Below are 11703 nucleotides of genomic sequence, written 5' to 3'. Positions count from 1 at the left end.
GGCCAAGGCGTTGTCATAGCTGTCGCCCTTGCTACCCACCGAGGGCTCTATGCCAGCCTCAGCCAAGCGCTCGGAGTAGCGGATAAGGTGCGCGGCCGCATCGTCGTCAAAATCTGAGTTGCCGCGCCAAAACATTCACGGAGACTGACCATGACAAGTTACGCCGACTTCTACCGCCGTTCGATTGATGAGCCCGACGCCTTCTGGGCCGAACAGGCGAAGCTGATCGACTGGCAGCGGCCCTTCACGCGCGTCTGCAACTATGACAACCCGCCGTTTGTGCACTGGTTCGAGGGCGGCAAGACCAACCTTTGCCACAACGCGGTGGACCGGCACCTGAAAGACCGGCCTGACCAGGCGGCGCTGATTTACGTTTCGACCGAGACCGGCCTTGAAAAAACATATAGCTTCGCCGAGCTCCACCGCGAAGTGCAGCGCATGGCGGCCAGCCTGCAGGCACTGGGCGTGCAGAAGGGCGACCGCGTGCTGATCTACATGCCCATGGTGGCGGAAGCCGCGTTTGCCATGCTGGCGTGCGCGCGGCTGGGCGCCATCCATTGCGTGGTGTTTGGCGGCTTTGCCAGCGGCTCGCTGGCATCGCGCATCGACGACGCGACGCCCAAAGTGGTTGTCAGCGCCGATGCCGGCTCGCGCGGCGGCAAGATCGTGCCCTACAAGCAGCTGCTCGACGAAGCCATTCGCCTGTCCAGCCACAAGCCACAGGCGGTGCTGCTGACCGACCGCGCGCTGGCCCCGATGACGATGGTCGCAGGGCGCGACCATCTCTGGAGTGCACTGCGCGCCGCGCACATTGATGCGCAGGTGCCGTGCGAATGGCTGGACTCGACCGACATCAGCTACACCATCTACACCAGCGGCACCACCGGCAAACCCAAGGGCGTGCAGCGCGACACTGGCGGCTACGCGGTGGCGCTGGCGGCCAGCATGACACACATCTTCGACGGCCGCGCCGGTGAGACTTATTTCTCGACCAGCGACATCGGCTGGGTGGTAGGTCACAGCTACATCATCTACGGCCCCTTGATTGCCGGCATGGCGACGCTGATGTACGAGGGCCTGCCGACCCAGGGCCTGGACAAGCAGGCCGACGGCGGCATCTGGTGGCGCCTGGTTGAAAAATACAAAGTGACGGCGATGTTCAGCGCGCCCACTGCCGTGCGGGTGCTGAAAAAGCAGGACCCGGCGCTGCTCAAGAAGTACGACCTGTCCAGCCTGCGCGCCCTGTTCCTGGCGGGTGAGCCGCTGGACGAGCCGACCGCGCGCTGGATCAGCGAGGGCTTGAATGTGCCCATCATCGACAACTACTGGCAGACCGAAACTGGCTGGCCGCTGCTCACCGTGGCCAACGGTGTAGAGCAAACCCCCAGCAAGTTCGGCAGCCCGGGCATCCCGATGTATGGCTACCGGGTCAAGCTACTGCACGAATCGACCGGCGAAGAACTGACCCAGCCCAATGAAAAAGGCGTGGTGGTGCTGGAAGGCCCGACACCGCCCGGCTTCATGCAGACGGTGTGGAAGGACGATGCACGCTTCGTCAACACCTACTGGAAAACGGTGCCCGGCAAGATGGTTTACAGCACCTTCGACTGGGGCATACGTGACGAGGACGGTTATTACTTCATCCTCGGCCGCACCGACGACGTGATCAATGTGGCTGGCCACCGGCTGGGCACACGCGAGATCGAGGAGAGCATCTCCGGCCATGCTGGCGTGGCCGAGGTGGCGGTGGTCGGTGTGGCCGACAGCCTCAAGGGTCAGGTCGCCATGGCCTTTGTGGTGCCGAAAGACGGCAGTGTGCTCGGAGACAGTGCGGCCGCGCTCAAGCTCGAAAGCGAGATCATGAAGCGGGTGGACGGTGACCTCGGTGCGCTGGCCCGGCCATCGCGTGTGCGTTTTGTCTCGCTGCTGCCCAAGACGCGCAGCGGCAAGCTGCTGCGCCGCGCCATCCAGGCGGTGTGTGAAGGCCGCGAGGCCGGCGACCTGACCACCCTGGACGATCCGGCGGCGCTGCAGCAGATCCGGGATCGGGTGCAGGCCGGTTGAGTCCAGGGGCGGCTCTTACAAGCAAAATCGGCCTCCAGCCCTGGTCGGTATTGCGTAGGCAGCTATCAAAACAGGAGCAATCCAGAAATACCTGTCTCCCCCTCATGGGGCCGGCGGCAAAGGTGGCAAGGTAAAGGCGACAGGCGCCAGCCCGTCGCGCGATCGCTGCGCCATCCAGGCCCACGCCGTCTCCCAGTCCCGCACCCGCGATCGCAGGTCAAACAAGGCGGACTCAGGCGTCACGGCGCGAACCTGCCCGGCCAGTTGTGACAAGGCCTGAGCATCCCGCCCCAATCGCACTGCCTCGGAAACATAGACTTGCGGGTTGTCCACGATGCAGCCGGGCAGGCCGGCGGCCCGCAGCAGGCTGCCACCCATGCGCGAAGCCATGGAGTCTCCCGCGCAACTGAGGGCCGGGACCCCGCTGCGCAGCGCTTCCTCCAATCCCTCGGCTGCACTGCAGCGCAGGGGATCCAGGAAGAGGTCAGGGTAGCGCGTACCTTCCACGGCCACGCTTGATGGGTCAGTAAAGAGCAGCCGTGAGTCGGCAATACCGGCAGCTTCTGCCTCCCGTGCCAGGTTCGCCGCTGCGGCAGGCCTGCAGTTCGGCAGGAAGAGTACCGCCTCCGGCAGCGCCTGCAGAATTTTCATCCAGGCCCTGAAGGTGTCGGGATCCAGCGTGGCAGGCAAAAACCGCGAACAAAGCACCAAGGCCGCCGGGCAGTCGCTCGGCACCAAAAGCGGACTGGGTGCTCCGTGATCGTCGCCGTGGACGGCGAGCCAGCAGGTGTGGGGCAGCCTGAGCACCGGCCCGTAGGGCGCCAGATCGAGACCGTCCGGATGAATGAAACGGTCCGAGATGTTGTAGTCGCAGGGGGTGGGCGGATGATGCCGGTGCCAGGTGAGCTGCCGGATTTGCACTGGCGCCACGCGCAGGGCGGGGATCTCTGGCCGGCAAGCCGACGACGCAAAGGCCATATCGACAAAGATATCGAGCTGGTCCAGCCGGATACGCGCCGCGAGTTCCACATCGGTCAGGTGCGCGGTCTCCATCACGTTGGCCGCATGCGGACGCAGGCATTCCATATGCGCAGGATCAGGCCGATACGTGCTGCCGTACACATGGATGGCAAATCGCGCATGGTCGTGAAGCGCCAGCTGCCGCTGCAGGGCGAAGCGCTGCAGCGGGTTGCGCAGGCTGGGAACGGCCAGGCCCACATGAATGCGGGTGTCCGCGCTGCGTGCAGCCGTCCTGCGGCCCGGCTTGAACGCCGGCAGGCGGGCAGTCATGGCTTCGTCAATGGTTTTGACCGAGCCCTGCCGCATCTGCGCCAGTTCACTCTCGTGCAGGTCCAGCATGAGGCCGTAGAACTGGGCATCGCGCCAGTCGCGATATCGCCCGGTGCGGGCGTTGTCGGCGAGCGACTCGCGCAGGGCGATAACCAGCTTTGTATTGCTGCGCCAGTCGCATTCCGCCATAGCTTCGAAAGCCTGGCCTGTGAACAAACTCAGAGGGTCGGGCGAAACTTGAGGAGCGGGCCGGAGCACGCGCTCGGGATCCGTCGGTGTCAGCGCCTGCGCCAGAAAGGACTGCAGCCAGGCCTGCGCGCGGCCGTCCAGGCCGGCTGTGAGCTGGCGGGACTGTTCGAAATCTCCGTTGAACGCCAGCACAGCGATACGTCTGGCGGTGATGTCCAGATGCTCCGGAAAGCGCAATGCGGCCGCATCAAGCACATTCAGCGCTTCGGGGTAACGCCGTGCGCCCGCCAGGAAGTCCGAGAGGTTGTGGTGATAGCTTGGATCCCCCGGCGCGAGCTCAAGACATTTTTCGGCGTAACTGATCGCCAAGTCCCATTGCGATTGGGTCGCTGCGAGCAGCCCGAGGTTGTTGAGCGACCGCAGGTGGGCCGGATCCAACTGCAGCGCGCGCGTGTAGGCCAGGTGAGCCTGCGCCATGTCACCGCAGGTTTCCGCGGCGATGGCCAGATTGGCGGCACCGTCGGCGTCCTCCATCAACTGCGGGGCCACGCTCATCAAGGTATGGTAAGCCGCGTTGGGTCGGGACAATTCCGACAGCACGGTCGCTATTGCGGTGGTTGTGTTGATGTTGCCAGGCTCCAGCGCGCCTGCCTGCTCGAACGCTGCAAGAGCCTGCTCAAGTTGACCGGTGGCATGGAGCTCGATCCCGCACGCCATCCATCCCGCATGGTCGACGGGATCTGGCGCGTTGGTGGAGGGCATGAGCAGAATTATGTGGCAGCTATTTCAGATGCCTTGGGTTACGGCGGGTACTGGAAGTGAATTCATGGTTGGGCAAGGATAATCCCAAGAATCATGATTTCCTTCGTACCACCGCCGGGATTGTCGAGCCTGCACTTGTTGGGACAATTTGGCACGCTTTATACGGGTGCAGAACGCGAAATTCTTGATATGCAGCGGTTGCTATCAGGCAGAAGGAGCGTACATATCTGGTCAGACACGGCGCCCCATCGCGGCTATGCGGAGCACGGTGTGGCCGCCATTCAGCCGTTTGCGCATCGGTTTCCGAGGGATGGTGTGTTGCTTGTCGCCGGCGTGCATGTCGGACTTGGACCGTGGCTTAAATACGCGCGGTTTGAGCGAATCATCGTTCTTTACAACTTGGCAAATCATTTGCAGCTTTTTGCAATGATTGAGCGGGTGCGAGAGGCAACGGGCGTAGAACCCGAGTTGATTTTTGTGTCGCATATGCTGCAACTGAGTGTGTCGTTACCAGGCGCAGTTGTTCGCAGTGTTATGAATATTGATCCGTTTGTAGCGCTGGTCCATTCACGTTTGGCGCAGGTGAACGCGGGCGCGAATGAAATGGCCCCGAAGCAATTTGTAGTCGGCCGCGCAAGCCGCGATGCGCTGGATAAGCATCATCCCGACGATCCGGCCCTGTACCGCATGTTGGCCAGTAGGGGGATTCAGGTGCGAGTTATGGGCGGTACCTGTCTGGCCCCTGCTCTGGAAGGTGTTGAACGCATTGAACTACTCCCTGCAGGCGCTCAGTCAGTTCCCGAGTTTTACGCATCGCTGGATGTGTGCTTTTACCGGACGGGGGTTTCGACCGAGGCTTACGGTCGCGTGGTCGTCGAAGCCATGGCAAGTGGCTTGCCGGTGGTTGCGCACCGGCGAGGAGGATATACCGAGATCATTGAAGACGGCAAAACCGGTTTTTTGATTGACACCCAGGAAGAAGCTTACGATGCCGTGCTCAGTTTGCATGCGGCAACCAACATGCGCGCTGTAATCGGCTTGGCAGCATCACAGAAGGCTGAGGAATTGCACGGTCCGGTGGCTACCGAGCGCGAGTTGGCCTTTCTGTTGCGGTGAGAAACTCACTGTTTTTGAAAAACTGCAGCACCAGCAAAGTTGCCGTTGCCATTCGCGGCACTGTTGCCACGGTAAGTGAGGGCGGCACGCGCAGCATTCGGGCCTGAAAAAAATCCTTGGACATTACCGCTACTCGAAAACGTTTGTCCGGATAAGGTCATAAAGCCTGCAGATACAGTGCCGAAACTCGTCACTATGGACGTGCTTACATAGCCAATCGAAAAATCTGCTGAAAAAGTCGCGCTGTTTAACGTGCCGCTTGCGCCCGTGTATAGCGTCGGGGCAGTGGAGCCCACAAGTGTGTAGCTTGCACTTCCAGTTGTTGGCATCACCGCAGTCGGTTGGCCTGCAACATGGTGTAGATAACTGAGAGGGCCCGAGGTTGTGGCCGTGCCCAGGGTGGTTCTTGTTGCGCTGGTCCACACGCCCCAGCCGATGAAGTCGTTGTTAGCGGTGTCACCCAGAAAACCGGAGGAGCCGACAGTATTTGGCACGTAGCTGAAGTTCGGGTCGTTGAATTTGGTCACCTTTCCAGCGTCCAATACGGTCAACGCACCTCCGGCGGATACAACGGTGGTCGTACTCAACTGAGGATCATGGAGCGCACGAACCAGCATGTTGGTGAAGCTGCCAGTCGAGGGAGCAGGCGCTGGGGCAGGAGCAGGAGCAGGAGCAGGCGCTGGGGCAGGAGCAGGGGCAGGCGCTGGGGCAGGAGCAGGCGCAGGCGCAGGAGCAGGAGCAGGAGCGGGAGTGACCGTTGCGACGACCTCGGACTTCCCAGCGTCGTTGACCTTGTCGCCGACCACCGTGGGCTGTTTCTCCGTCGGAGGTGTGTCCACTTTGGCTTGTGCGCTGGTCCGAACCGGTGGTGTCACGTTGTCGATCACCCTGACCGACTCGCCTGCCACCAGGCCGATGCAGCCGCTCTGGTTGCATACCTCTATCTTGTCGAGCTCACTGGTGATGCCCAGCGTGCCGTCGGGGTTGTAGCCGACCTTGAACCCCGAACCGCGGATCCCAATGGTGGCGGTGGTGGTGGTGAGCTTGTAATTGTCGCGGTTGCGCTTGCCGATCAACCCGGTGATGGCGCGCATGCTGCCGCGCAGCAGATCCACCAGGAAGCGGTCTTCCTTGGGATCGTTCTGGTCCACGTAATTGGCAATCTTGAACTCGGTGTTGGGCTGCAGCGAGATCAGTCCGCCGTCGGTGAACTTGACCTGCGCGCGCCCGTTGTTGCCGGTAACGATGGCAGTGCCGCTGTCGATGTTGTTGCCCTTGGCCAAGGCCGCGACGCGGCCATCGGTCTGCCGGAGATTGACCTCGCCGGCCGTGAACTGCGCAATGCCGGCAAGTGCGTGCGCCTGCAGCGGGTAGGCGGCTGCCAGCGCCATCAGCAGTGCGGCATTTTTGAGCCTGAAGGATTGTTCCATGATGGGAGCCTCGAAAGTCTTTACAGAAACCAGAAACCGGAGCGCTTAGAAATCCCTGCGCACGGTCACAGACAAAACCTGTTTGCTGAATTCTGAAATCGCGATATTGGAGTTGGTCTTGAGCAGCGACAACTGCGGCGTGATACGCCAGTTGACAACCGGGACCCAGGTCAATCCAAGGTTGAGACTGGTTTGCTGGTCACGTCGCGTCACCAAAAACAGTGGGTCAACGCCACCGTAGCGGCGCACCTCGTATCCCATATTGGCAAACACATCCACGTCAGCGTTAACGGATTGCTGCAAACCGGCGCGCAGGCCGGCGAGTCGGTGCCCGAGGTGGGGGACGCCGGCTGAGCGCTCATTTTCGGTACCGGCATAGACGCCTCCAAAGGCCAGCAGGCCGCTGCGAAATGCCGTGGCGTAGGACGTGCCAATCACATAGCGATCAGCATCGCGCAGGGTCTGACCTGGATAACGCAAGGTGGACAGCTGCAGATAGGTGGTCCACTGGCTGGCTGCATCGGGACGGTGGGTCCATTCGCCGACCACGCCCCATTGGTTGCGCACGGGATGGTTGTCGGCGGCGAACGCGCCAGCCTGCGCAGCCACCGTGTATTCGTTCTTGTCAACTTTGTAGCTGGCGCCGACATTCAGGTCAAACTGGCGCGTGTCGAAATCGTTGTAATCGTTATTGAAACGGTAGCCGCCCGAGACGCCAGCGATCAGCGAGAGCCTGGGGTCGACTACGTAGCGCCCGGAGATACCCGCACCAACGCTGTAAAAGGTGTCCTTGAGCTTGACGCTCGTGGGTCCCAGCGTGAGCACCAGCCCGCCCAGTGCGGGAACAGCGACATTGGCGTTGGTGGGCCCGCTGTTGATGTTGCTATCCCTGCCGATGCCGGCCTCCAAGTAGCCGCGGATGGAGGAGCGGGCCGCTTCCTCGTTGCGGTCAATGGCCTGCAGGAATTCGTCGATCTTTCGCGCGGCTTCCGGCGGGATGCCGTCGCGCTTGGTCTCCTGCAGCACCTGGCGCGCCGCCTGGTTGTCGCCCAAGGAAAACAGCGCGCGCCCGAGCTCGGCGCGAGCCCGGGAATTTGCCGGCTGAACCGTCAGGACGCGCTCCAGCGCAAAAACGGCGCGCGTGAACTGGCCAGTTTCGTTGGCGGCGATGCCCAGCACGGTGTCAAAGTCAGGATCGCCTGCGCGCTCAGGTTCGACCGCGGCAAGCCGGTCGAATGCCTGTTGGGCCTTTCCCTGTTCTACCAGCAGCAGGGATTCACGCACCAGGGCATCGGGTTCTGCGCGAACAGGTCCGGCTAGCAGCACCGATGTGCAAGCAAGGAGGATCCAGGGGGCCGACCGTTTGAAGAAAGACATAGTGCGTAAGGGTTGGTAACGGCCACAAGTTATTTGGAGTTTTATAGCACGGGTGTTTCCAGATCATGGACTTTTTCCGGTGACTTTTGTCCACTAAGTCCCCCTCTCGCGCCCGGCTGTTGTGTGTGTGCACCAATCGTCAGTCGATGCACGGAGCTGGTGCGCCAGGATTGCCTGCAAGCAGCACGAGCAAGGGTATTCCCGGTAGGCATTGCCAAAGCAGAATCTTAATATCAGTCATTGCTTATATTCAAGGGCTATAGGGATGGACACCATGATTCAGGCCGGCGCCAAAGCAGAACAGGGCCGGGTTTTCGAGCTGGCCGCAGAGCTGTTTGCCGTGCTGGCCACGCCCATGCGTTTGCGGGTGTTGAGCGCCCTGTGCGAACGCGAAAAGTCGGTCAACGAGTTGTTGGCCGAGATTGACACCACGCAGCCCAACCTCTCACAACATCTGGCCGTGCTGTACCGCACCGGTGTGCTCGCCAAGCGCAAGGAGGGCACGCAGGTGATTTACCGCGTGCAGAGTGAAAAGGCGGTGGCCTTGTGCCGAAGCGTATGTACTCAAATTGCAATTGAACTCGATGAGCCCGACGCACTGTCCCCGGGCGAGGCACTGTCGCCGGTGCAATTGGAGCGCTCATGTTGAACCGCTTCATCCGGCGCGCGCCAGAAAATTTCCTCGATCGGGAGCAGATTCAGGCGGTACGCGCCGGGCGCCGCAGTTTCCTCGCGGGCGCCATGGCCGCAGCTGCCGGCGCCATGGCGACGCAGCGGGCCTTGGCGCAAGCCGCAGACGACCCGGCCATCATGAACCTGCCCGCGCACAGCAAAGGGCTTGGCCAGCCGGTGGCGGCCCGCGGCTACGGCCTGCCCAGCGAGTGGGAGAAAAACCTGCAGCGCCGGCAAAGCCCGGGCCTCACGCGGGTGCCGCAGTCCAGCGTCAGTTTTGCGCCCCTGCAGGGGCTGTTCGGCATCATTACGCCGAGTGGTCTGCATTTCGAACGTCATCACCAGGGCTGGTGGGACATTGACCCGTCCCAGCACCGTCTCATGATCAACGGCTCGGACGACAGCCTGCTCAAGCGGCCGACCGTTTTCGGCATGGACGAGCTGATGCGCCTGCCCAGCACCAGCCGCATGCACTTCATCGAATGTGGGGCGAACACCGGCATGGAGTGGGGCAATGTGGCAGTGCCGACGGTGCAGTACACCCACGGCATGCTCAGCTGCAGCGAGTTCACCGGCGTGCCGCTGCGCACCCTGCTCGAGATGTGTGGCGCCGACTTCAAGCGCGCCAAATTTGTATTGGCTGAAGGCGCTGACGGCTCCGGCATGACCCGCACCATTCCCATGAGCATGGTGCTGGACGGCCAGGTGCTGGTGGCTTATGGGCAAAACGGCGAAATGCTGCGCCCCGAGAATGGCTACCCGCTGCGGCTGGTGGTGCCGGGCGTGCAGGGCGTGAGTTGGGTCAAGTACCTGCGACGTATCGAACTGGGCGACATGCCCTACGGGACCAAGGACGAGGCCATTCACTACGTGGACCTGTTGCCTGACGGGACCCATCGCCAGTACACCAGCATCCAGGAGGTCAAGAGCGTCATCACCTCGCCCAGCGGGGGGCAGGTCTTGCTTGAGAAGGGCTTTCACACCATCACCGGCCTGGCCTGGAGTGGTCGCGGCAAGGTCAAACGCGTGGATGTGTCAGTCGACGGTGGCAGGAACTGGAGACCGGCGCGTCTCGAGGGGCCGGTGCTGTCGAAATGCCTGACGCGTTTCAATGCCGATTTTGTCTGGGACGGCAAGCCGGCGTTTTTCCAGAGCCGTGCCGTCGATGACACCGGTCACGTTCAGCCGACCTATAGTGCGCTGCGTAAAGTGCGCGCCTCCCGCAGCATTTATCACAACAACGCGATCCAGTCCTGGGCGTTGGCGGAAAACGGGGAGGTCGGCAATGTCCAGCTGGCTTAAGCCCGCGCTGGTCCTGGCGGTTGTTCTGTGGACGGCGTCAGCGCCGGCCGCTGGGCCATCTGAAAAATTCCCCGGTATAGGCCGCGCCGCGACCTCCAACGAGATCAAGGCCTGGGATATCGACGTACGACCCGATTTCAAGGGTCTGCCCAAAGGTCAGGGTTCGGTGCGCCAGGGCGAGGTGGTTTGGGAGGCGCAATGCGCGTCCTGCCATGGCACATTTGGAGAGTTGTCGGATATCTTCACACCGATTGTTGGCGGCACCTCGACCGCAGACATACGCACCGGCCGCGTTGACAGCCTGCTGCCCGGCGCCAACCAGCCGCAGCGCTCCACCTTGATGAAGGTTTCCACCTTGTCCACATTGTGGGACTACATCAACCGAGCCATGCCCTGGAACGCGCCCAAGTCTTTAAGCGCCAATGAGGTCTACGCCGTCACGGCCTACATCCTGAACCTGGGCAACATCGTTCCGGCCGACTTCACGCTGTCCGATGCCAACATGCGCGAGGTACAGGAGCGCTTGCCTAACCGCAAGGGCATGAGCACCGCGCACGCCATGTGGCCCGGCAGGGAACTCGGCGGCCATGCCAGGCCGGACGTGCAGGGATCGAGTTGCGTGCATGACTGCAAAGCCGGTGTGGCCGTGCGAAGTTTCCTGCCTGACTATGCTCGCAACGCGCACGGCCAGCTGAGCGAGCAATCGCGCCTGGTCGGTGCCAGCCGCGGTGCAGACACGAGTCGGCCGCCGCCTGCGACTTCGGTGCCAAATCCGGCTTTAGCCCTTGCTGTACCTGCGAAAGATGCTCCTGAAAAGATAGCAACCAAGGTGCCAGCTGGAGCGGCAGAAACCGCCGCCGTGATGCCGGTGCTGCAGAAAAATGCCTGCATCGCCTGCCATGGCATGGACAACAAAATTGTCGGACCGTCTTTCAGGGAAATAGCCAACAAATATAAAGGCCGTGCCGACGCGGTGAATTACCTGTCGGGCAAAATCAAGGTCGGCGGGCAGGGCGTCTGGGGCAATGTGCCGATGCCGCCGCAGGCGCTGAGCGAGGCGGATTCTGCTCGACTGGCCCATTGGCTGGTGAAGGACTTCTAAAGTGGAGCAGCGGTCTTGCGAGGGGCGCGGATCGGGATAAATACCCTGTTGTCGAGCCGGTTCTTTGTGTCCAATCGAGTCAAGTATTTTTTAAAGCTGAAGTTATATCCAAAGGAGTTCAGACCATGGAACGTCGTCAATTTTTAGCTACCGGTTCCGGTGCCACCGCGCTGGCCCTGGCCGCCTCGGCCGGGCTGTCGCCCGCCCAGGCGCAAACCGCTGCCGCCTGGAACAAGCTCGCTTTCGAAAGCAAGACGCTGGCGGACGCCGCCAAGGCCCTGGGCGCTACGGCGGCGCCAGTCGAAAGCAAGGACCTGGTCCTGCAGGCGCCGGAAATCGCTGAAAACGGCAGTGTGGTGCGCGTGGGCGCCCAGAGCAACATCGCCGGGACCACTCAGC

8 protein-coding genes and 1 pseudogene are annotated in these 11703 nt (G+C 62.0%); 6 read left to right on the top strand and 3 right to left on the bottom strand.

The window, feature by feature from the left end; genetic code table 11:
- Nucleotides 1-144: 144 nt before the first annotated feature.
- Nucleotides 145-2064, top strand: coding sequence for a propionate--CoA ligase (locus tag H0W47_RS16985; protein WP_296926526.1), 1920 nt, complete (start codon nt 145-147; stop codon nt 2062-2064).
- Nucleotides 2065-2166: 102 nt separating this feature from the next.
- Here H0W47_RS16985 and H0W47_RS16980 read toward each other — a convergent pair whose 3' ends face one another.
- Entirely contained in the window at nt 2167-4305 is a 2139-nt protein-coding gene (locus H0W47_RS16980) for a glycosyltransferase family 41 protein (protein WP_296926524.1), read from the bottom strand.
- Nucleotides 4306-4398: 93 nt separating this feature from the next.
- Between H0W47_RS16980 and H0W47_RS16975 the strand changes: the two genes are divergently transcribed.
- Nucleotides 4399-5421, top strand: coding sequence for a glycosyltransferase (locus tag H0W47_RS16975; RefSeq protein WP_296926522.1), 1023 nt, complete (start codon nt 4399-4401; stop codon nt 5419-5421).
- Between the two features lie 5 nt (nt 5422-5426).
- On the opposite strand, the gene H0W47_RS16970 is transcribed toward H0W47_RS16975, so the two are convergent.
- Together H0W47_RS16970 and H0W47_RS16965 are read right to left on the bottom strand one after the other, a co-directional pair.
- Complete coding sequence (locus tag H0W47_RS16970; protein WP_296926520.1) at nt 5427-6851, bottom strand: FecR family protein; 1425 nt, start codon at nt 6849-6851, stop codon at nt 5427-5429.
- Between the two features lie 45 nt (nt 6852-6896).
- Nucleotides 6897-8135 (bottom strand): porin family protein, encoded by a 1239-nt coding sequence (locus tag H0W47_RS16965; RefSeq protein WP_296926518.1) that lies wholly within the window; start codon nt 8133-8135, stop codon nt 6897-6899.
- A gap of 358 nt (nt 8136-8493) precedes the next feature.
- On the opposite strand from H0W47_RS16965, the gene H0W47_RS16960 reads away from it, so the two are divergent.
- From H0W47_RS16960 to H0W47_RS16945, 4 genes and pseudogenes are all read left to right on the top strand, one after another.
- Nucleotides 8494-8877 carry a helix-turn-helix transcriptional regulator gene (locus H0W47_RS16960; protein WP_296926516.1) on the top strand — a complete coding sequence of 128 codons (384 nt, stop codon included), beginning with the start codon at nt 8494-8496 and terminating at the stop codon, nt 8875-8877.
- A complete protein-coding gene (gene soxC, locus H0W47_RS16955; protein WP_296926515.1) occupies nt 8871-10202 on the top strand; it encodes a sulfite dehydrogenase in 1332 nt (443 codons plus the stop codon). The genes H0W47_RS16960 and soxC overlap by 7 nt, the downstream gene beginning before the upstream one ends.
- Nucleotides 10186-11304: a c-type cytochrome gene (locus tag H0W47_RS16950; RefSeq protein WP_296926513.1), complete on the top strand. Its 1119-nt coding sequence runs from the start codon at nt 10186-10188 to the stop codon at nt 11302-11304. The genes soxC and H0W47_RS16950 overlap by 17 nt, the downstream gene beginning before the upstream one ends.
- A gap of 125 nt (nt 11305-11429) precedes the next feature.
- Nucleotides 11430-11703: pseudogene (locus tag H0W47_RS16945) on the top strand (thiosulfate oxidation carrier protein SoxY); the annotation flags it as partial.

The organism is Polaromonas sp. (assembly GCF_013817205.1).
In the GTDB taxonomy this organism is placed as follows: Bacteria; Pseudomonadota; Gammaproteobacteria; order Burkholderiales; family Burkholderiaceae_C; genus Polaromonas.
The sequence above is the reverse complement of the archived record's forward strand: the minus strand, read 5'-3'. Positions and strand labels throughout refer to the sequence as shown.

Bases quoted from the DNA above. Each gene is read 5' to 3' on its own strand.
- H0W47_RS16980 (WP_296926524.1), bottom strand. From the start codon at position 4,305: ATGCCCTCCACCAACGCGCCAGATCCCGTCGACCATGCGGGATGGATG.
- H0W47_RS16975 (WP_296926522.1), top strand. From the start codon at position 4,399: ATGATTTCCTTCGTACCACCGCCGGGATTGTCGAGCCTGCACTTGTTG.
- H0W47_RS16970 (WP_296926520.1), bottom strand. From the start codon at position 6,851: ATGGAACAATCCTTCAGGCTCAAAAATGCCGCACTGCTGATGGCGCTG.
- H0W47_RS16960 (WP_296926516.1), top strand. From the start codon at position 8,494: ATGGACACCATGATTCAGGCCGGCGCCAAAGCAGAACAGGGCCGGGTT.
- soxC (WP_296926515.1), top strand. From the start codon at position 8,871: ATGTTGAACCGCTTCATCCGGCGCGCGCCAGAAAATTTCCTCGATCGG.
- H0W47_RS16950 (WP_296926513.1), top strand. From the start codon at position 10,186: ATGTCCAGCTGGCTTAAGCCCGCGCTGGTCCTGGCGGTTGTTCTGTGG.